At 70.1% G+C, this 21,112-nt stretch carries 16 protein-coding genes; 6 read left to right on the forward strand and 10 right to left on the reverse strand.

The features are described 5' to 3' along the window. Window positions 1-223 precede the first annotated feature (223 nt). From AC1PZ7_RS20855 to AC1PZ7_RS20880, 6 genes are all read right to left on the reverse strand, one after another. A complete protein-coding gene (locus AC1PZ7_RS20855) occupies window positions 224-643 on the reverse strand; it encodes a RuBisCO small subunit-like domain-containing protein (RefSeq protein ID WP_482357103.1) in 420 nt (139 codons plus the stop codon). A 205-nt stretch (window positions 644-848) separates the two neighbouring features. Further along, window positions 849-2,318, reverse strand: coding sequence for a form I ribulose bisphosphate carboxylase large subunit (locus AC1PZ7_RS20860; RefSeq protein WP_482357104.1), 1,470 nt, complete (start codon window positions 2,316-2,318; stop codon window positions 849-851). Between the two features lie 88 nt (window positions 2,319-2,406). Continuing rightward, complete coding sequence (gene fba / locus AC1PZ7_RS20865) at window positions 2,407-3,492, reverse strand: class II fructose-bisphosphate aldolase (protein WP_482357105.1); 1,086 nt, start codon at window positions 3,490-3,492, stop codon at window positions 2,407-2,409. Window positions 3,493-3,508: 16 nt separating this feature from the next. Further along, the gene (gene tkt / locus AC1PZ7_RS20870) at window positions 3,509-5,530 is read right to left on the reverse strand and encodes a transketolase (protein WP_482357106.1); all 2,022 of its coding nucleotides are present in this window, start codon (window positions 5,528-5,530) and stop codon (window positions 3,509-3,511) included. 14 nt (window positions 5,531-5,544) lie between these two features. Next, complete coding sequence (locus AC1PZ7_RS20875; RefSeq protein WP_482357107.1) at window positions 5,545-6,420, reverse strand: phosphoribulokinase; 876 nt, start codon at window positions 6,418-6,420, stop codon at window positions 5,545-5,547. An 11-nt stretch (window positions 6,421-6,431) separates the two neighbouring features. Next, window positions 6,432-7,457 carry a class 1 fructose-bisphosphatase gene (locus AC1PZ7_RS20880; protein ID WP_482357108.1) on the reverse strand — a complete coding sequence of 342 codons (1,026 nt, stop codon included), beginning with the start codon at window positions 7,455-7,457 and terminating at the stop codon, window positions 6,432-6,434. 180 nt (window positions 7,458-7,637) lie between these two features. Here AC1PZ7_RS20880 and AC1PZ7_RS20885 point away from each other — a divergent pair, with 180 nt between their 5' ends. Continuing rightward, window positions 7,638-8,588, forward strand: coding sequence for a LysR family transcriptional regulator (locus AC1PZ7_RS20885; RefSeq protein WP_482357109.1), 951 nt, complete (start codon window positions 7,638-7,640; stop codon window positions 8,586-8,588). Between the two features lie 36 nt (window positions 8,589-8,624). Here AC1PZ7_RS20885 and AC1PZ7_RS20890 read toward each other — a convergent pair whose 3' ends face one another. Continuing rightward, window positions 8,625-9,887 (reverse strand): serine hydroxymethyltransferase, encoded by a 1,263-nt coding sequence (locus tag AC1PZ7_RS20890; RefSeq protein ID WP_482357110.1) that lies wholly within the window; start codon window positions 9,885-9,887, stop codon window positions 8,625-8,627. A 56-nt stretch (window positions 9,888-9,943) separates the two neighbouring features. Beyond that, complete coding sequence (locus AC1PZ7_RS20895) at window positions 9,944-10,954, reverse strand: DUF2778 domain-containing protein (RefSeq protein ID WP_482357111.1); 1,011 nt, start codon at window positions 10,952-10,954, stop codon at window positions 9,944-9,946. 518 nt (window positions 10,955-11,472) lie between these two features. Here AC1PZ7_RS20895 and AC1PZ7_RS20900 point away from each other — a divergent pair. Then, window positions 11,473-13,218, forward strand: coding sequence for a heavy metal translocating P-type ATPase (locus tag AC1PZ7_RS20900; protein WP_482359689.1), 1,746 nt, complete (start codon window positions 11,473-11,475; stop codon window positions 13,216-13,218). Here the strand turns inward: AC1PZ7_RS20900 and AC1PZ7_RS20905 are convergent. Continuing rightward, the gene (locus AC1PZ7_RS20905) at window positions 13,184-14,179 is read right to left on the reverse strand and encodes an aldo/keto reductase (RefSeq protein WP_482357112.1); all 996 of its coding nucleotides are present in this window, start codon (window positions 14,177-14,179) and stop codon (window positions 13,184-13,186) included. The two genes, AC1PZ7_RS20900 and AC1PZ7_RS20905, sit on opposite strands and share 35 nt — an antisense overlap. Before the next feature lie 24 nt (window positions 14,180-14,203). Continuing rightward, on the reverse strand, window positions 14,204-15,085 hold the full coding sequence (locus tag AC1PZ7_RS20910; RefSeq protein WP_482357113.1) for an NAD(P)-dependent oxidoreductase: 882 nt from the start codon (window positions 15,083-15,085) through the stop codon (window positions 14,204-14,206). A 158-nt stretch (window positions 15,086-15,243) separates the two neighbouring features. Between AC1PZ7_RS20910 and AC1PZ7_RS20915 the strand changes: the two genes are divergently transcribed. The 4 genes from AC1PZ7_RS20915 to AC1PZ7_RS20930 all read left to right on the forward strand — a co-directional run bounded on the left by AC1PZ7_RS20915 (window position 15,244) and on the right by AC1PZ7_RS20930 (window position 20,859). After that, window positions 15,244-16,206 carry a LysR family transcriptional regulator gene (locus AC1PZ7_RS20915; protein ID WP_482357114.1) on the forward strand — a complete coding sequence of 321 codons (963 nt, stop codon included), beginning with the start codon at window positions 15,244-15,246 and terminating at the stop codon, window positions 16,204-16,206. 174 nt (window positions 16,207-16,380) lie between these two features. Further along, window positions 16,381-16,800 carry an Hsp20/alpha crystallin family protein gene (locus AC1PZ7_RS20920; protein ID WP_482357115.1) on the forward strand — a complete coding sequence of 140 codons (420 nt, stop codon included), beginning with the start codon at window positions 16,381-16,383 and terminating at the stop codon, window positions 16,798-16,800. 18 nt (window positions 16,801-16,818) lie between these two features. Continuing rightward, window positions 16,819-19,254, forward strand: a complete 2,436-nt coding sequence (lon, locus tag AC1PZ7_RS20925) for an endopeptidase La (RefSeq protein ID WP_482357116.1) — start codon at window positions 16,819-16,821, stop codon at window positions 19,252-19,254. 171 nt (window positions 19,255-19,425) lie between these two features. Continuing rightward, on the forward strand, window positions 19,426-20,859 hold the full coding sequence (locus AC1PZ7_RS20930; RefSeq protein ID WP_482357117.1) for a phospholipase D-like domain-containing protein: 1,434 nt from the start codon (window positions 19,426-19,428) through the stop codon (window positions 20,857-20,859). The last annotated feature ends 253 nt before the right edge of the window (window positions 20,860-21,112 follow it).

Below are 21,112 nucleotides of genomic sequence, written 5' to 3' on the forward strand. Positions count from 1 at the left end.
GTCATCCCGGAAGCGGCGCCGCCGCTCTCCGGGATCGCGCGCAGGAAGCGCGTTGGCGATCCCGGTCTCTGCGCTCCGCTTCGGCCGGGATGACGGCCCGAGGCAGAAGATAAGGAAAAGGGGACCGGTTCCGGGCGCGGCTTTCCGGAACCGGTCCCTCGCGGCCGGGGAGGAAACCGGACGACCGCGATTTCCGTCGGGGGAGTAGAGGGAGTCCGACGGATCAGTAACGCGCGCCCTCGGGGCGGTTCGCCGCATAGGCGCGCGTCGTGTAGCGAATGGCCCGGCCGTCGACTTCCTGGCGCTCCAGCGCGAAGCCGGGCTCCTCAGTGGGACGGTCGGTGATGAAGGACAGGCGCAGCGACTCCCAGCCATGGGTGGGGTCGAAGGCGCCGACGCGGATGTAGTGCCGGCCCTTGTAGGCCTTGCGGCACTCGTTCAGCTCGAACATGACGCCGGCGGCGTCCGGCACGTCGAACATCGGCATGCCCCACATCTCCCAATAGGTGTTGCGAGGATGCGGGTCGTCGGTGAACTCGATGTTCACCGCCCAGCCCTTGTCGATGCAGTACTGCACCTGCTTGGCGATCTGCTCGTCGGAGAGGTCGGGCAGGAAGGAGAAGGCTCCCTGGGTGATGCGCATGGTGGTGTCCTCATCTCTGTCTCGTTCCCCGGACAAGCTGCGCGCAGCGCCGTGCCGATCCGGGGTCCAAGAAGCGTCCAATCGAAAAATCGCGAAGCACCGAAAACTCTTGAACGTTCAGGGTCTTGAGCCTTCGGCATGTTCTTGCGCTGGGTCCCGGATCGGCGCTTCGCGTTCCGCGCCGCTTGTCCGGGACACGGCTTGGTCACTCCGCCGCGGTGGCCTGCGGCACGAAGTCGGGCGTGTCGGTGGAGGTGTAGTTGAAGGTCACGTCCTTCCACGTCTCCAGCGCCTGCTTCAGCGGCAGGCAGTGGCGGGCGGCTTCCTTCAGGATCTCCGGCCCTTCGCCGAGGAGGTCGCGGCCCTCGTTGCGGGCGAGCATCATCGCTTCCAGCGCCACGCGGTTGGCGGTCGCGCCGGCCTGGATGCCCATCGGGTGGCCGATGGTGCCGCCGCCGAACTGCAGCACCACGTCCTCGCCGAGCAGGTCGATGAGCTGGTGCATCTGGCCGGCATGGATGCCGCCCGAAGCCACCGGCATCAGCTTGCGGGTCGAGGCCCAGGGCTGATCGAAGAAGATGCCGTGCGCGAGGTTCTGCGGCACGAAATCCTCGCGGCAGAGGTCGTAATAACCCTTGGTGGTGTGGGGGTCGCCCTCCAGCTTGCCGACCACCGTGCCGGCATGGATGTGGTCGACGCCGGCCAGGCGCATCCACTTGGTGATGACGCGGAACGACACGCCGTGCGACTTCTGCCGCGTATAGGTCGAGTGGCCGGCGCGGTGCAGGTGCAGGATCATGTCGTTGCGGCGCGCCCATTTCGACATGGACTGGATCGCGGTGTAGCCGATCACCAGGTCGATCATGACGATGTTGGAGCCGAGGCTCTTGGCGAAGTCGGCGCGCTCGTACATGTCCTCCATCGTGCCGGCGGTCACGTTGAGATAGGTGCCCTTGATCTCGCCGGTCGCGGCCTGCGCCTTGTTCACCGCCTCCATGCAGTAGAGGAAGCGCTCGCGCCAGTGCATGAAGGGCTGCGAGTTGATGTTCTCGTCGTCCTTGGTGAAGTCGAGGCCACCCTTGAGCGCCTCATAGACCACGCGGCCATAGTTGCGGCCGGACAGGCCGAGCTTCGGCTTGACGGTGGCGCCGAGCAGCGGGCGGCCGAACTTGTCGAGACGCTCGCGCTCCACCACGATGCCGGTGGCCGGGCCGTCGAAGGTCTTGATGTAGGCGACCGGCAGGCGCATGTCCTCGAGGCGCAGCGCCTTGAGCGGCTTGAAGCCGAACACGTTGCCGATGATCGAGGCCGACAGGTTGGAGATCGAGCCGGGCTCGAACAGGTCGAGATCATAGGCGATGTAGGCGAACCACGAGCCCGGCGCGTTCGGCACCGGGTCGACCCGGTAGCACTTGGCGCGGTACTTGTCGTGAGCCGTGAGGCGATCGGTCCACACCACGGTCCAGGTCGCGGTCGAGCTCTCGCCCGCCACCGCCGCCGAAGCCTCGATCTCGTCGACGCCGTCCTGCGGGGTGATGCGGAACACCGCGATGACGTCGGTGTCCTTGGGCTCGTAGTCGGGCTGCCAGTAGCCCATCTTGCGGTATTCCATGACGCCGGCGCTGTAGCGGCTGCGCTTCTCCTCGGCGGGCTTGGTCTTGTCGATCGCGTTCATCGATCTTCTCCTGTGGCGTTCCCGTCGGCGCGGCGCTCAGGCGCGCGCCAGCTCGTTCGTTTGATCTCTTCCCCGCATCGGGGACCGTTCACTCCGCCGCGACCCGCGCGCCGCCGATGACCGGATCGAGGCTGCCGCTGGCGTAGCGTTTGGCCATGGCCGCGAGCGGCAGCACCTTGATCTTCGAGGCGTGCCCCGCCGTGCCGAAGTCCTCGAAGCGCTCGCGGCAGAGGTCGCGCATCGCGTCCATGGCCGGCTTGAGGAATTTGCGCGGGTCGAATTCGGACGTGTTGCCCTGCGCGACCTTGCGGAACTGCGCGGTCATGGCGAGGCGGCAGTCGGTGTCGATGTTGACCTTGCGCACGCCGTGGCGGATGCCGCGCACGATCTCCTCCACCGGCACGCCCCAGGTCTGGGGCATCTCGCCGCCGGAGGCGTTGAACAGGTCCTGCAGCGCCTGCGGCACCGAGGACGAGCCATGCATGACCAGATGCACGTTGGGCAGCCGGCGGTGGATCTCCTCGATCACATGCATGGCGAGGATGTCGCCGTCCGGCTGGCGCGAGAACTTGTAGGCGCCGTGCGAGGTGCCCATGGCGATGGCGAGCGCGTCGACCTTGGTACGGGCGACGAAGTCCACCGCCTGGTCGGGATCGGTGAGCAGCTGGTCGTGGCTCAGCACGCCCTCGGCGCCGTGGCCGTCCTCCTGCTCGCCGGCGCCGCTCTCCAGCGAGCCGAGCACGCCGAGCTCGCCCTCCACCGAGGCGCCGACCCAGTGGGCGGCGTCGACCACGCGGCGGGTGATGGCGACGTTGTAGTCGTAATCGGCCGGGGTCTTGGCGTCCTGCTCCAGCGAGCCGTCCATCATCACCGAGGTGAAGCCGTGCTGGATCGCCGAGAGGCAGGTCGCCTCGTTGTTCCCGTGGTCCTGATGCATGCAGATCGGGATCGAGGGGTACATCTCGGTCAGGGCGTCGATCATGCGCGAGAGCATGATGTCGCCGGCATAGGAGCGGGCGCCGCGGCTCGCCTGCATGATCACCGGCGCGTCGACGGCCTGCGCCGCCTCCATGATCGCGATGCCCTGCTCCATGTTGTTGATGTTGAAGGCGGGCACGCCGTATTCGTGCTCGGCGGCGTGGTCGAGAAGCTGGCGAAGCGTGATGCGGGCCATTGGCGTCTCCTCCGGCTCAGGCGCAGGTCAGGAGGTCGCAGGTCGCGTCGACCACCGCCTCCGGGGTTATGTTGAAATGCTGGTAGAGATCGGTGGCCGGGCCGGAGGCGCCGAAGCCCTCCATGCCGACGAAGCGGCCGCGCTCGCCGATCCAGCGGTCCCAGCCGAGCCGGGCCGCCGCCTCGACGGCGACGCGCGGGGCGTTGCCCAGCACGGCGCGGCGATAGTCCGGGCTCTGGCGCTCGAACAGCTCCCAGCACGGCATGGAGACGACCGCGGCGTCGACCTCGCGGGCGGCGAGCAGGTCCGCCGCCTTGAAGGCGATCTCGACCTCCGAGCCGGTGGCGATCAGCGTCACGTCGCGCCGGCGCTTCGGCTTGCGGGCGACATAGCCGCCATAGCCGGTGAGGTTCTCCTCGGAATGCTCGGTGCGGAAGGTCGGCAGGTTCTGCCGCGAGAGCGCCAGCACCGAGGGGGTGCCTTCCGCGTGCAAAGCGAGCTGCCAGGCCTCCAGCGTCTCGACCGCGTCGGCGGGACGGAACACGTAGAGGTTCGGCGTCGCCCGCAGCATGGCGAGGTGCTCGACCGGCTGGTGCGTCGGGCCGTCCTCGCCGAGGCCGATGGAATCGTGCGTCAGCACATAGACGACGCGCTGGCCCATCAGCGCCGACAGCCGGATGGCGCCGCGCGCATAGTCGGAGAAGACCATGAAGGTCCCGCCGTACGGGATCGAGCCGCGATGCAGGGCGAGGCCGTTCATCACCGCCGCCATGGCGTGCTCGCGGATGCCGTAATGCAGGTAGCGGCCGCCATAGCTGCCGGGCGTCACCGGCACGAGACCCTTGGTGTAGGTGAGGTTCGAATGGGTGAGGTCGGCCGAGCCGCCGACCGTCAGGTCGGTCGCCTCGTTGATGACGCCGAGCACCATCTCCGACGCCTTGCGGCTCGCCACCTTCGGCGCGCTCTCGCTCAGGCTGCGCTTGTAGGCGGTCAGCTTCTCGTCGAAATCGGCCGGCAGCTCGCCTTCCATCGCCGCCTCGAAATCCGCGCGGCGGCCGGAGGCGGCGAGCCGCTTCTCCCAGGCGTCGCGGGCGTCGGCGCCACGCTCGGCAATCTGCGCCCAGGCGGCGCGCACGCCGTCCGGCACCTCGAAGGGCGGGAAATTCCAGCCGAGCCGGGCGCGGGCGCCCTCGATCTCGGCGGCGCCGAGCGGGGCGCCGTGCACCGCTTCCGTGCCCGCCTTGGTGGGCGCGCCGAAGCCGATGGTGGTGCGGCAGGCGATCAGCACCGGCCGGTCGCTGGCGCGCGCCTCGGCGATGGCGTCGATCAGCGCGTGATGGGCGTGGCCGTCGACCCGCATCACCTTCCAGCCGGACGCCTCGAAGCGGGCGAGCTGGTCGGTCGAGGTCGAGAGCGAGGTGCGCCCGTCGATCGAGATGCCGTTGTCGTCCCACAGCACGATCAGCTTGGAGAGCTTCAGGTGCCCGGCGAGGTCGATGGCCTCGTGCGAGATGCCTTCCATCAGGCAGCCGTCGCCGGCCATGACATAGGTGTGGTGATCGACCAGTTCGTCGCCGAAGCGGGCATTGAGCATGCGCTCGGCGAGCGCCATGCCCACCGCCGTGGCGAGCCCCTGCCCGAGCGGGCCGGTGGTGGTCTCCACGCCCAGCGTGTGGCCGTGCTCGGGATGGCCGGCGGTGATGGCGCCGAGCTGGCGGAAGCGCTTGAGCTGGTCCGTGCCCATGTCGGCATAGCCGAGCAGATGGTTGATGCCGTAGAGCAGCATCGAGCCATGGCCGGCGGAGAGCACGAAGCGGTCGCGGTCGGGCCAGTCGGGCCGGCGCGGGTCGAGCTTCATGAAGCGGCCGAACAGGGCGGTGGCGACGTCCGCCATGCCCATCGGCATGCCGGGATGGCCCGACTTGGCCTGCTCCACCGCGTCCATGGCAAGGGCGCGCAGGGCGTTGGCCATGTCGTCGTGCGGGATGTCGGCAGGGTCCTGGTGGGGACGCAGCGCCGTGGTGTTCGTGGTCGACATGCTGTCCTCCCGGTTCACGCGGCGCGCCGCTTCTTCTCGACGAGGTTGAGGATCATCGGCGTGAGGATGAGCTGCATCGCGATGTCGAGCTTGCCGCCCGGGATCACGATGGAATTGGCGCGGCTCATCCACGAGCCCTGGATCATCGAGAGCAGGTAGGGGAAATCGATGCCGCGCGGGCTCTTGAAGCGGATGACGACAATCGATTCGTCCGCCGTCGGGATCCAGCGCGCGATGAACGGGTTCGAGGTGTCTACCGTCGGCACGCGCTGGAAGTTGATGTCGGTGTGGGTGAACTGCGGGCAGATGTAGTTCACGTAGTCCGGCATGCGGCGCAGGATGGTGTCGGTCACCGCCTCGGTGGAATAGCCGCGATGCGAACGGTCGCGATGGATCTTCTGGATCCATTCGAGGTTGATCACCGGCACGACGCCGATCTTCAGGTCGGCATAGCGGGCGACGTCGATATTGCCGCTCGCCACCGCACCGTGCAGCCCCTCGTAGAAGAGCAGGTCGGTCGGCGCCGGGATCGGCTCCCACGGCGTGAAGGTGCCCGGCGCGCCGCCATATTCGGCCGCTTCCTTGTCGTCATGGACATAGTGGCGGTACTTGCCGGTGCCGGTCTGCGAGTAGCAGCGGAAGGTCTCCTCCAGCTCCTCGAACAGGTTCGAATCCGGGCCGAAATGGCTGTAGTGGTGGTTGCCGCGCGAGGCTTCCTCGGACATGACGCGCTTCATCTCGGCGCGATCGTAGCGGTGATAGGCGTCGCCCTCGATATAGGCGGCGGCGACGTCCTCGCGGCGGAAGATCTGCTCGAAGATGCGCCGCACCGAGGTGGTGCCCGCGCCGGAGGAGCCGGTGACGGAGATGATGGGGTGGTGGATCGACATCGCCCGGTCCTTTACGCGCGCAGCAGGCCACGCCGGCCGAACAGCGGCGAGCGCTCGGGCATGGCGGCGGCATCGAGGTGATAGCGGGTGATGCGTTCGACCTCGGTCCGCGAACCGAAGATCAGCGGCACGCGCTGGTGCAGATGGGCGGGGATCAGATCGAGGATCGACCCGCGCCCGTCGGTCGCCGCGCCCTGCGCCTGTTCCATCAGGAAGGCGACGGGATTGGCCTCGTAGACCAGCCGCAGCCGGCCCTGGCCATAGCCCCGGCGCGCGTCGCCCGGGTAGAGATAGACGCCGCCGCGCACCAGGATGCGGAACACGTCCGCCACCATGGAGGCGACCCAGCGGGTGTTGAAATCCTTGCCCCGCGGACCTTCGGCACCGGCCTGGCAGTCCTCGACATAGCAGCGCATGGCCACGTCCCAGTGGCGCAGGTTCGAGCCGTTGATGGCGTATTCGGTGGTGTCCGGCAGGACCAGCGCCTGCTCGACGGCGAGCAGGAAGTCGCCGCTGGCGCGGTCGAGGATGAAGATCTGGGTGCCGGCGCCGACGGTCAGCACCAGCGCGGTCTGCGGGCCATAGACCAGGAAGCCGGCGGCGAGCTGCGCCGAACCCGGCTGCAGCAGCGAATCCGCGCCGACGAAGGGCAGGATCGAGAAGATCGTCCCGACCGTCATGTTGCTGTCGATGTTGGACGAGCCGTCCAGCGGATCGACGGCGACGGCGAGCGTGCCGGCCGGATCCAGCGTCACCACCTCCTCGGCCTCCTCGGAGCCGAAAAGGGCGACCGGCGCGGCGCGCAATGCCTCGCGCAGCATGTCGTCGGCGATGACGTCGAGCTCCTTCTGGCTGTCGCCGTCCGCGTGGTGCCCCCGCACCGCGGCCAGCGCGCCGGCCAGCGGCCCGGCGGCGAGAAGCTCGGAAATCCGGATGCCGGCGCCGGTCAGCGCGAGCACGGCGCTCGCGACGTCGCGGCGCGAATCGTCGGCTTGCGACCACCTGTCCAGGTGGTCCTGCAATGTCGGGCGTGTCATGGCGTTCCCCAGTTTATGTCGCGGGCGTTGAGCCCTTTGGCGTGTCGTTTCCGTAGACCTTCGAGCGGGGACCCGAAGCGGCGGACGCCTTTTGTTGATGTGACATTGCCCGAATTGCCAGCGTAAGGAAATTCGAATAATCTTACCGGCAGATTTAGTTTATCTGAAATGTAATGCCAAATGCGTAATGCCACGCTCAAGCAGCTTCGCGCCGTCGCCGCCATCGTCGAGACCGGCAGCGTCACCGGCGCGGCGAAGAAACTCAACGTCACCCCGCCGGCGGTGACGATGCAGGTGCAATTGCTCGAACAGCATCTCGGCCTGCCGCTGCTCGACCGCGCCGGCGAGCGCTTCCAGCCCAGCGCCGCCGGGCGCGAGGTTCTCGCCGCCGTCGCCCGCATCGAGCAGGCGATGGCCGATTGCGGCGCGGCGCTCGACGCCATGAAGGGCCTGCGCTCGGGCCGCGTCTCGGTCGGGCTCGTCTCCACGGCGAAGTACTTCGTGCCGGCGGCGCTTGGCGCCTTCACCCGCACCCATCCCGGCATCGACGTCGCGCTGTCGGTCGGCAACCGCGAGGAGATCATCGCCGGCCTGCGCTCGGACGCCATCGACGTCGCAATCATGGGGCGCCCGCCGCTCGACATCGAGGTCGACAAGACGCTGATCGGCGATCATCCGCATGTGCTGATCGCCCCGTCCGACCATCCCCTGCTCGGCCGGCGCATCGCCCCCACGGCGCTGGCCAACGCGACCTTCATGTCGCGCGAGCCGGGCTCGGGCACGCGCGGGCTGATGGAGCGGTTCTTTCAGCAGTCGGGCATCGAGCCGCGCATCGCCATGGAGATCGACTCGAACGAGACCATCAAGCAGGCCGTGATGGCCGGGCTCGGCCTCGCCTTCATCTCCGCCCACACCATCGCGGCCGAGGTGGCCGACGGGCGCCTCGCCGTGCTCGACGTGGAAGGGCTGCCGGAGGTGCGCAAATGGTTCGTGGTGAAGCGCTCCGCCAAGCGCCTGACGCCGCCGGCCGCCGCGCTCACCGAGTTCCTGTCGCGGCGCGGCGCGGAATTCCTGCCCGACACGCTGCACCTGCCGGGCGTCGCCAGGGCGGTGGAGCACGGGGCGGGCTGAGACGGGGCGGCCGGAAACGGGACGGGCTGGCGGCGCTCAGCGATAGATCGGGAAGCGGGCGCAGAGCGCGGCGACCTCGCCGCGGATCGCTCCGATCTGCGCCGTGTCCGCCGGCGCCTTGACGATACGGGCGATCCAGCCGCCGATCATGTCGAACTCGGCAGCGCCGAAGCCGCGCGCCGTGCCGGCATTGGAGGAGAGCCTGAGCCCCGACGGCGCCTCCGGCGGGCGCGGGTCGAACGGGATCAGGTTCTTGTTCACCGCCAGCCCGGCCTTCTCCAGCGCCTTGGCGGCGACATCGCCGGTGGTGCCGAGTGCGGTCAGATCGACCAGCATCAGCCCGCAATCGGTGCCGCCGGCGACGAGCCGCACGCCCTCGGCGGCAAGCCGCGCCGCCATGGCCCGGGCATTGGCCAGCACCGCCGCGTTATAGGCGTGGAATTCCGGCCGCAGCGCCTCGCCGAAGCAGGCCGCCTTGCCGGCCACGGCATGCATCATCACCGAGCCCTGCACGCCGGGGAAGATGCCGTAATTGATGCGCTCGCTCAGCGCCGCGTCGTTCCACAGCACCAGGCCGCCGCGCGCGCCGCGCAGCGACTTGTAGGTGGTCGAGGTCACGACATGGGCGTGCGGGAGCGGGTCGGGATAGAGCCCCGCCGCCACCAGCCCGGCGAAATGCGCCATGTCGACCATCAGCAGCGCCCCGACCTCGTCGGCGATGGCGCGCAGGCCGGCGAAGTCGATGGCCGGCGGATAGGCCGAGCCGCCGGCGACGATCAGGCGCGGCGCGTGATCGAGCGCGATCGCCCGCACCTCGTCGAGATCGATGCGCTCGCTCGCGCGGTTCACGCCATAGGAGACGATGCGGTAGTCGCGGCCGGTCAGCGTCGCCGGATGGCCGTGGCTGATATGTCCGCCGGCCGCCGTGTTCATCGACAGGATCGTGTCGCCGAGCTTGAGCAGGCCGAGGAACACGCCGGCATTGGCGTTGGAGCCGGAATGCGGCTGCACATTGGCGAAGCGGCAGCCAAACAGCCTCGTGGCCCGCTCCACCGCCAGCGCCTCGATGGCGTCGGCGAACTCCGCCCCGCCATAATAGCGGCCATAGGGCGGGCCCTCGACGGTCTTGTTGGTGAGCACCGAGCCCTGCGCCTCCAGCACGAGGCGGGAGACGATGTTCTCCGAGGCGATCAGCTCGATGCCGTCCTGCTGGCGCGCCTCCTCGCCGCGGATGGCGGCGGCGAGTTCCGGGTCGGCGTCGAGCCCCTGCGTGAAATAGCCGGCATGCAGCGTGGACATGGGGAGCGCCCGGGAGGGTGGCGGGAACGGGTGCGGGGCCGGCGACCGGCGCCGGATCAGTCGCGCTTGCCGGTCAGCCAGGACAGCAGCGGGTTGGTCGGCGCGGCCGATTTCGGCATGGCCTCGACCACGATGACCTCGTCGATCTGGCCCTTCTTGAAGGCGGCGAGGAAGGCGTCGTAGTCGGCGAGCGAGATGCAGCCATTGGAATCGCCGCGCGGCCCGAGCAGGTAGGGATGCAGCAGGAAGCCGTTGCGGCCATACATCTTGCCGTCGCCGACCGGGGTCATGCGCACCGCCTCGGTGCCATGGAACAGCGCCTCGCGCATCCGCAGCCTGTAGCGGTTCGGCGGCGTCGGGCCGAGCATCTTCACATGGACGTAGCGGACATCGTCGAACTTCTCGCCATAGCCCGAATGCGCCTCGAGCTTCTTGCCGCCCGGCAGGTGCAGCTTCTTGGCGCGGATGTCGTAGATGGCGAACTTGTCCTCGGCGCCGGGATAGCGCAGCTCGTCCTTCGGCGCCTGCGTGGCGGCGGGCGGGGCCGTCTCCTCGGGCGTGTCGTCCTCTTCCATCGGCGGCGGCAGGGCGGCGACCTGCGCCTCCAGGCTCGGCTTGCGGGGCGGGCGCGGCGCGAGGGTCAGCGTGTCCTCGGGCTCGTCGCCGGGCATGACGCGGCCGGCGAAGAGCGGATTGGCCATCGGCAGCGGCACGGCGCTGACCGTCTCGACCGTCGGCTCGGAGGTCGGCGGCGGCACCGGAATGGCGGCCACGATGGCGGGGCGGATCGGCGTCACGGCGGGATTGAACAGCCAGTTCTGCGGCTGCGCGACCTCGCCCGACGCGTAGAAATTGCGGATGTCCATCACCGTGCGCTGGGGCGGCGCGGACGGCTCGTCCACCACCACGCTGGCGACTTCCGGTGCCGCCGGCTCAAGGCGCAGGGTGGGATCGACGCGCGCGGCATCGGCCGGGGTCGGGATCGACGCGTTCGACAGCCACGCCACGGCAACCGCCACGCCGACGAAACCTGCCGAGCCGATGAGGAACGATCCAATTAGCCGCATAGCGTCTCTGTACAGATGACGTGCGAGCGCGATTACGGCCTTGCGGTCGTGCGCACCCAGGCGTCAGCCTTCGGTTGCAATCAGACCATCGGCGCCCAAGCCATTGTCCGCCGACGGCCCCCAAGCCAAATCGGGTAGTATCCCGTTTCAGGTAATATTTCATTAATGCCGGATCGACAACCCGACCAAGACACCAACCTTTCGCATCTGCACAGATGTGTGGCGCCGCTGCACGGAGGCATGGTGCCACTGCGCGGATGCGGGATGCTGCCAATGGCAATACCCTGGAACAAATATAAAGTGGTGAGTGCAACGGCTTGTCCCGTGGCGCAATTTCAGGGCCCTCCGTGACGCACCCTCCTTCTTCCGGCCGCTGGCAACGCGCCTGGTCGGTCCTCCGGCGCCTGCAATTGCCATTGGTCGCGCTGGCGCTGGCGGTCAGCGCGCTCGCCTGGCTGATCGGCCGCGGCGCACTCGCCGACGGCATCTGGAGCGGCGTCACCGCCGCCGTCCTCGCCATGCTGGCGATCAACATCGTCGACGCGCTGCGGCGCGGCGAATTCGGGCTCGATCTCATCGCCGCGCTGGCCATGGGCGGGGCGCTGGCCTTCGGCGAGAATCTCGCCGGCGCCATCGTCGCGCTGATGTTCACCGGCGGCGAGGCGCTGGAGGCCTTCGCCCAGCACCGCGCGGCGCGGGAGATGACCGCCCTGCTCGGCCGCCTGCCGCGCAGCGCCACGCGGCACGAGGACGGCCGGCTGGTCGAGGTGCCGCTGGACGCGCTGCAGCCCGGCGACCGCCTGCTGATTCGGCGCGGCGACGTCCTTCCGGTGGACGGCACGCTCGACAGCCCGGCCGCCGCGCTCGACCAGGCGGCGCTCACCGGCGAGCCGCTGCCGGTGCACCGGCGGCGCGGCGACAACCTGCTCAGCGGCACCACCAATGCCGGCGACGCCTTCGATCTCGTCGCCACCCGCGCCGCGGTGGACAGCACCTATGCCGGCATCGTCCGGCTGGTCGCCGCCGCCCAGCAGTCCAAGGCGCCGATGGTACGGCTGGCCGACCGCTTCGCGCTCGGCTTCCTTGCCGTCACGCTGGCGCTCGCCGGCGGCGCCTGGGCGCTGAGCGGCGAGGCGGTGCGCGCCCTCGCGGTGCTGGTGATCGCCACCCCCTGCCCGCTCATCCTCGCCGTGCCGGTGGCGATCATCTCCGGCATTTCGCGCTGCGCTGGCCGCGGCGTGCTGGTGAAGGACGGCGGCGCGCTGGAAACGCTGGCCAAGGTGCGCACCGCGCTGCTCGACAAGACCGGCACGCTCACCGGCGGGCGCCCGCGCCTCGTCGAGATCCGCGTGCGCGACGGCTTTCTCCCGGACGAGCTGCTGCAGCTCGCCGCCTCGGTCGATCAGGGATCGGCGCATGTCGTCGCCGAGGCGCTGGTCGAGGCCGCCGCCGCCAGAGGCCTCGCGCTCGACACGCCGGACGAGGTGAGCGAGGACCCCGGATCGGGCATTTCCGGACGGCTGGACGGGCGGCGGATCGTGGTCGGCGGCCGCAATTTCGTCGCCGCGCACAGCGAAGACGGGCCCTTCGGCGCGGAACTGGACGAATGGGCACGGCGCCCCGGCACGGTGATCGTCGCCGTCGCGGTGGACGGCGTACTGGCCGGCGCGCTGCTGCTCGCCGACGAGGTGCGCGACGAGGCTCGGGCGGTGCTGCGCCAGCTCCGCCAGACCGGCGTCAGCCGCATCGTGCTCGCCACCGGCGACGAGCCGGCGCGCGCGCAGGCCATCGCCGAAGGGCTCGGCTTCGACGCGGTCATCAGCGAGATGACGCCGCAGGACAAGACCCGCGCCGTCGTCGCCGAGCGCGCGAACGGCACGGTGATGATGGTCGGCGACGGGGTGAACGACGCCCCCGCGCTGGCCGCCGCCGATATCGGCGTCGCCATGGGCGCGCGCGGCTCGGCCGCGTCCTCGGAGGCGGCGAACGTCGTCATCCTGGTCGACCGGCTGGACCGGCTGATCGACGCCATGCGCATCGCCCGGCGGGCGCGCGCCATCGCACTGCAGAGCGTCTATGCCGGCATCGGCCTGTCGATGCTGGGCATGATCGCCGCCGCCTTCGGCCTGCTGGCGCCGGTTCAGGGCGCGCTGCTGCAGGAGCTGATCGACGTCGCGGTGATCCTGAACGCCCTGCGGGCGCTCGGCGATCCCCCGGCCATGCGCGCGGCTAGTGCGCCGGACGCGTCGCCGGCGGCGCCATGAAGGTCGGCGCGATCGGCTCGGGCACATGGCGCGCGAGGATCGCGTCGATGTCGTGCCGCGTGGCCGCGTCGAGCGTCCAGCCCTCGATCTCGCCCACCGGGTCGAGCTGGTCGGGACGGCGCGCGCCCCACAGGGCGATGGTCGGCCCCTGGTCGAGTACCCAGCGTATGGCCAGCTCCAGCACGTTGCGGCCGAAGCGCGCGCGCGCCAGCGCATCGAGTTCCGCCACCGCCGCGAGATAGCGCGGGAAGCGCTCGCCGGTGAATTTCGGGTCGAACTTGCGCAGATCGTCGCCGGTGAAGACGGTGTCCGCCCGCATGCGCCCCGACAGCAGGCCCCGGCACAGCGCGCCATAGCTCAGCACGCTGAGCCCGGTGCGCGCCGCATAGGGCAGCACGTCGGCCTCGATCGCGCGCTCGAAGAGGTTGTAGGGCGGCTGCACCGCATCGAGCGGCGCGACCGCACGGAAGGTCTCCATCTGCGCCGGCGAGAAGTTGGAGACGCCGATCGCCCGGATCTTGCCGGCCTTGCGCAGTTCCTCCAGCGTGCGGGCGGTGTCCTCGATCGGGGTTTCGAGGTCCGGCCAGTGCACCTGGTAGAGGTCGATGAAATCGGTGCGCAGGCGGCGCAGCGAATCCTCGATTTCCTGCTTCAGCCGCGCGGGGCTGGAATCGCGATAAACCTTGCCGTCTTTCCAGGCGAGGCCGACCTTGGTGGCGATCTGCGCCTTGTCGCGCAGGCCGCCCTCGGCCAGCGCCTTGCCGACGATCTCCTCGGAGCGGCCGAAGCCGTAGGCCGGGGCGGTGTCGATCAGCGTCACGCCCCGTTCCACCGCCGAGCGGATGGTGGCGATGGCCTCTGCCTCGTCGGTGCCGCCCCACATCCAGCCGCCAATCGCCCAGGTGCCGAGGCCGATGCGCGAGGTCTCGATGCCGGACGCGCCGATCGTGATCTTTTCCATGAACAGACTCCGTTGGTATGGCGCTCAGGCCTCGCCCGCGTCGCGGGCGGCGAGATGGCCGATGGCCGACCAGTCCAGCCCCTCGCCGCCATTGGCGAGGAGCGAGAGGAAGCGGTCGCGCAGCAGGCTGGCGACCGGCAGCGGCACCCGCAGCTCCTCGGCGGCGGCCAGCGTCAGGCGGATGTCCTTGAGCCCGAGCGGCGCGGCGAAGCCGACCGGCCGCGGGCTCGGATCGGCGATCAGGGTGCCATAGGTGCGGTAGACCGGCGCGCCGAACAGCGTCGCGGTGAGGAAGTCGAGATACTGCGTTTTGTCGATGCCGCCCTTGCCGACCAGCGCCATCGCCTCGCCGAGCGACTCGATCACGCAGGCGATGAGGAAATTGCCGCTCAGCTTGACGAGGTTGGCACGCGAGGGGATGTCGGACAGCACGAAGGTCTGCTTGCCGATGGCGTCGAACAGCGGCTGCGCCCGCGCCAGCGCCGCGCCCGCACCCGCCGCCGCGACGAAGAGAGCGCCGGCCGCCGCCGCTTCCGGCCGGCCGAACACCGGCGCGGCGACATAGGACTGGCCGCGCTCGGCATGGGCGTCGGTCAGCCTCGATGCCAGCGCGACGCTGATGGTGCTGCAGGAGACGTGCAGCGCGCCCGGCGGGAGATGGGCGAGCACGCCGCCCTCGCCCTCGACCACGGCAGTGAGCGCCGTATCGTCCGCCAGCATGGTCATCACCGCCTCGCGGCCGTGGCACGCCTCGGGCACGGCGCCGGCGGCGACGGCGCCCGCCGCCACCAGCGGCGCCGCCTTGGCCGGCGAGCGGTTATAGACCGTCACCTCGTGGCCGGCCTTGAGGAGGTTGAGCGCCATGCCGGCGCCCATATTGCCCAGCCCGATGAATCCGATCTTCATGATGTCCCTCCGTTCTGCGCCGGGCATGGCCGGCGGACAGGCGCGGGCGAGAGGATCGCGCCGTGGAGCCGCAGCTACCATGCGGCGACGGGATTAATCTTTCAAATTGAATGTCGAGATGGCATTAAGCGTCATTCCAGATGAATAACGGGCCCGCCATGGAACTCCGGCATCTCCAGCATTTCATCGCCGTCGCGGAGGAGAAGCATTTCACCCGCGCCGCGCAGCGCGCCAACATCGCCCAGTCGGCGCTGTCCTCCTCGATCCGGGCGCTGGAGGAGGAGCTGGGCGCCCCGCTCTTCGTGCGCACCACGCGGCAGGTGCGGCTCACCGCCGCCGGCGACGTCTTCCTCGACAAGGCGCGGCGGGTGCTGGAGGCGGCGCGCGAGGCGCGCGAGGCGGTGGCGGCGGTCAACGGGCTGGAGCGCGGCACGCTCGACCTCGGCGCCGTGCAGAGCCTGCCGGCCTTCGTCGACCTGCCGGCGCTGCTGGCCGAGTTCCACGGGCGCTTTCCCGGCATCGAGGTGCGCCTCAGCCAGGGCTGCTGGCATCAACTGGCGGAGAAGCTGCGCAACGGCGCGCTCGATCTCGCCATCCTGCCGCTCGGCGACCTGTCGCCGGAGATCGCCACCGCCAAGATCGCCTGCGATGCGCTGGTGCTGGTCTGCCCGGCCCGGCACCGGCTCGCCGGCCGCAAGGCGGTGCGGCTGGCCGAGCTCGCCCGCGAGCCCTTCGTCGATTTCCAGTCCGGCTGGGGCACGCGGCGGCTGGTGGACCAGGGCTTTGCCGAGGCCGGCCTCGAACGCCGCACCGCCTTCGAGGTCAGCGATCTCGACAGCATGCTGGCGCTGGTCGAGCGCGGTCTCGGCGTCGCGCTGGTGCCCGAGGAGGTCGCCCGGGCGCGGCGCGAGGCGGGCCGGCGCGATGCCTTCGCCGTGGTCGAGATCGCCGGGCCGGAACTGTGCTGGGAGCTGGTCGTCGCCCATCGCGCGGACGGGCGCAACGGCGCCAGCGCGCTCGACCGCGCCCCGCGCGCCTTCCTCGACCTGCTGATGGCGCGCACCGCGGCCGCGCTTCCGCACGCCGACCTGCCGCAGGCCGGGCCACCACAAGCCGCCTGAAGCTGCCGCCTCGCTCCATCGCCGGAACCCGCCATTCCGCACGGCGCATTGCCGGGCCGCCCGCCCCGCCGCCGGACCGGGCCGGCACTCACTGGCGTTGCGGCAAAGCCACACCATATGAGCCTCCGTGGGCCTCCACCCCCAGGGGAAAACGGGCCTGCCCAGGAGATGCTCATGAAGAAGACTGATCCCCGCCTGTGGATGTGGTCGGACGCCGTCGACATGCTCAACCGCGCCGAGCGCATGCACCGGCAGATGTTCCAGCCGGCGCAGCGCCAGGAGCCGGCGGCGCGCCATCGCGCCCCGTGCTGGGAGCCGCCGGTCGACATGCTGGAGACCGAGCGCGAATTGCTGGTGCTCGCCGCCCTGCCCGGCGTCGATCCGGATCGCATGAACGTGGCGATCCATAACGGCGTGCTCACCATCGCCGGCGAGCGCGTGCTGCCGCCGGAGCTGCGCCGCGCCACCATCCACCGCATGGAGCTGCCGCAGGGCCGCTTCGAGCGCCAGCTCGCTCTGCCGCCCGGCCGCTACGAGGTCACGCATCCGCGCGTCGTCAATGGCTGTCTCGCCATTGTGCTGCGCAAGGTTTGAGGAAGGGGGACCCACGACATGACACACCCCGATTTCGACAGATATTCCCCGCTCCGCATGGCCGATGCCGGCGGCAGCGCCGGCGCCACCAATGGCGGCAATGGCAACGTGCCGGACGATCAGATGATCATCCTGCCGGTGCGCAACTTCGTCCTGTTCCCCGGCGTCGTCATGCCGGTCGCGGTGGCGCGCCCGGCCTCCATCGCCGCCGCCCAGCAGGCGGCGCGCGAGGGGCGCCCGGTCGGCATCCTCATGCAGCGCGACCCGAGCGTCGAGGAGCCCGCCCCCACCGACCTGCACCGCATGGGGGTGATCGCCAACATCCTGCGCTACGTCACCGCGCCGGACGGCACGCATCACCTGGTCTGCCAGGGCGAGCAGCGCTTCCATGTCGAGGAGTTCGTGCGCGAGAAGCCCTTCCTCACCGCCCGCGTGCGGCGGATCGAGGAGAGCGAGGAACTCAGCTCGGAGATCGAGGCGCGCTTCGTCCACCTGCAGGGGCAGGCCAGCGAGGTGATGGAACTGCTGCCGCAGGCGCCGGCCGAGCTGGTCGCTGCCGTGCGCGGCGCCAATTCGCCCGCCGGCCTCGCCGACCTGATCGCCGCCTATGCCGACATCACGCCGGACGAGAAGCAGGAACTGCTCGAGACCGTCGACATCGTCGCGCGGATCAACAAGATCTCGCGGCTGCTGGCGCATCGCATCGAGGTGCTGCGGCTGTCGCAGGAGATCGGCCGCCAGACCAAGGCGTCGCTGGACGAGCGCCAGCGCGAGGTGCTGCTGCGCGAGCAGATGGCGGCGATCCAGAAGCAGCTCGGCGAGGACAATGGCAACAGCCAGGAGATCGCCGAGCTGGAAAAGGCGATCGAGGATGCCGGCATGCCGGAAGATGTGGAGCAGATGGCCCGCAAGGAGCTGGGCCGGCTGCGCCGCATGCAGGACGCCAGCGCCGAATACGGCATGGTCCGCACCTATCTCGACTGGCTGATCGCGCTGCCGTGGAAGCTGCCGGAGACGGCGCCGATCGACATCGCCGAGGCACGCCGCGTGCTCGACGAGGACCATTTCGGCCTCGACAAGATCAAGCGCCGCATCGTCGAATATCTCGCCGTGCGCAAGCTGGCGCCGAACGGCAAGGCGCCGATCCTGTGCTTCGCCGGGCCTCCGGGCGTCGGCAAGACCTCGCTCGGCCAGTCCATCGCCCGCGCCATGGGCCGCAAGTTCGTGCGCGTGTCGCTCGGCGGCGTGCATGACGAGGCGGAGATCCGCGGCCACCGGCGCACCTATGTCGGCGCGCTGCCGGGCAACATCGTCCAGGGCATCCGCAAGGCGGGCACCCGCGACTGCGTGATGATGCTGGACGAGATCGACAAGATGGGTTCCGGCATCCAGGGCGACCCGTCGGCGGCGATGCTGGAGGTGCTCGACCCCGAGCAGAACGGCACTTTCCGGGACAACTATCTCGGCGTGCCGTTCGACCTGTCGCGCGTGGTGTTCATCGCCACCGCCAACATGCTCGACACCATCCCCGGCCCGCTGCGCGACCGCATGGAGATCATCACCCTGTCCGGCTACACCGACAGCGAGAAGCTGCAGATCGCCAAGCGCTATCTGGTCCGCCGCCAGTTGGAGGCGAACGGCGTCACGCCCGCGCAGGTCGAGGTCGAGGACGAGGCGCTCAGCGCCATCATCCGCGCCTATACCCGCGAGGCCGGCGTGCGCAATCTGGAGCGCGAGATCGGCCGCGCCGTCCGCCACGTCGCGGTCGACATCGCCGAGGGCAGCGCGAGCCATGCGCGCATCGGCGTCGGCACGCTGCCCGAGCTGCTCGGGCCGCCGATCTTCGAGGACGAGGTCGCCCTGCGCGTCAGCGTGCCGGGCGTCGCCACCGGCCTCGCCTGGACGTCGGTCGGCGGCGACATCCTCTTCATCGAGGCGACCCGCATCCCCGGGCGCGGCGGGCTGATCCTCACCGGACAGCTCGGCGACGTGATGAAGGAGAGCGCGCAGGCGGCCTGGAGCCTGGTCAAGAGCCGCGCCGTCGAGCTCGGCATCGACCCCGGCCTGTTCGCCACCAGCGACGTGCATGTGCACGTGCCGGCCGGCGCCACGCCGAAGGACGGGCCGAGCGCCGGGGTGGCGATGTTCACCGCCCTGGTCTCGCTGCTCACCGGCCGCACGGTGCGCAAGGACACGGCGATGACCGGCGAGATCTCCTTGCGCGGCCTGGTGCTGCCGGTCGGCGGCATCAAGGAGAAGGTGGTGGCGGCGGCACGGGCGGGGCTCACCCGCGTCATGCTGCCGGCGCGCAACCGGCGCGACTATGAGGACATTCCTCAGGACGCGCGCGACCGGCTGGAATTCGTCTGGCTGGAGCGGGTCGACGACGCCATCGCCAACGCGCTGGAGCCGGCCTCCGCCGCCGACGAGCCGGCGCTCAAGGCGGCGAGCTGACGGACGCGAGGCGGGCCGATACGGCCACCCCGGAGCCTTTCCGGGGTGGCCGCCGGTCCGTTCCGCGCCGCCCGCGCGCCTGCCGTGCGGCCTGCCGGCAACGCCGCTGATGACCTCGCGCGGGAATCCGGCTAGAGAGCCAGCCTTGGGTCCGCTCAAGGGACGGCCGCCATGGAAAGCTTCTGGTCGCATTACTGGCCGCACATCGTGCTCGTCACGAGTGCCGCGGTCGGCGTCGTCGCGGCCATCCATGCCGCGATGACCAAGGACGACGTGCGCGCCGCCATCGGCTGGGTCGGCGTCATCCTGCTCTCGCCGCTGATCGGCGCCTTCCTCTACCTCGTGGCCGGCATCAACCGCATCCGCCAGAGCGCCGCCGGCCGGCGCCGCGCCAGCCAGGACCGCCATCGCCGCCACGAACGCCCCCCCATCGCCATCGCCCTCTCCCCCAGCCTGTCGGCGATGAAGCGGCTGGGCGATCGTGTCGCCGCCTTCCCGCTCACCAGCGGCAATGCGGTGCAGTTGCTCGACAGCGGCGACGAGGCCTATCCCGCCATGCTCGCGGCCATTCGCGGCGCCAAGCGGCATGTCGCGCTGTCCACCTACATCTTCGACAACGACCCGGTGGGCGTGGAGTTCGCCGACGCGCTGATCGCGGCGCACCAGCGCGGCGTCGCCGTGCGCGTGCTCATCGACGCCATCGGCGCGCGCTATTCGCGCCCGTCCATCGTCGGGCGGCTGCAGGCCGGCGGCGTCGTCACCGACCTGTTCATGGGCAATCTCATCGGCCTGCGCCTGCCCTACGCCAATCTGCGCAGCCACCGGAAGATGCTCATCATCGACGGCACGCTGGGCTTTACCGGCGGCATGAACATCCGCGCCCAGTTCACCAGTGCCCATGCCGGCGACGACCCCGCCCGCGACACCCATTTCCGCATCGAGGGACCGGCGGTGGAGCAGTTGCTCACCGTGTTCGCGCAGGACTGGTCGTTCTCCACCGACGAGCATCTCGACGGCCCGGCCTGGGCGGAAGGCGACCACGGCACGCCGCGCGGTCCCGTGGCGGTGCGCGTGGTGCCTTCCGGCCCCGACCGCAACCTCGCCTGCGCCCACTCCATGATCATGGGCGCGCTCGCCATGGCGCAGAGCCGGGTACGCCTCTGCTCGCCCTATTTCCTGCCCGACCAGCAGCTCATCGGCGCGCTCGCCGTCGCCGGACGGCGGGGCGTCGAGGTCGATGTCGTCATCCCCTCGGCCAACAATCTCAAGCTGGTCGACTACGCCATGACGGCCCAGCTCGACCAGGTGCTCGCCGGCGACTGCAGCGTGTGGCGCGCCTCCGGCATGTTCGACCATTCCAAGCTGATGGCGGTGGATGGCTGCTGGGCCTATGCCGGCTCGTCGAACCTCGACCCGCGCAGCCTGCGGCTCAATTTCGAGCTCGACCTCGAACTCTACGATCCCGCCGTCGCCGGGACCATCGAGGCCCGCATCGGGGCGATGGTGGCCGCCGGCCGCCCGGAGACGCTGGCGAGCCTCGCCGAGCGGCCCTTCCTGCAGCGGCTGCGCAACCGCGCCATCTGGCTGGCGTCGCCGTATCTGTAGACCCTGAGCTACATCGTCATCCCGGCCGAAGCGCAGCGGAGAGCCGGGATCGCGCCCCGATCGGCATGCGATCCCGGATCGGCCTGCGGCCGTCCGGGATGACGGCGAATGGAGCCCGATGACGGCTGGACGGAACCGCCCCCTCCCCCGCCAAAAACAAAAGCCAGCCCCGGTAGCGGGGCTGGCTTGAGGGAGACGGGCGGCCCGTCTCAGGAGGCACTGTGGCGGCGGGGCGAAACCCCGCCGCGCTCTT

The sequence above is a fragment of the Ancylobacter sp. TW_SC_1 genome, assembly GCF_056836805.1.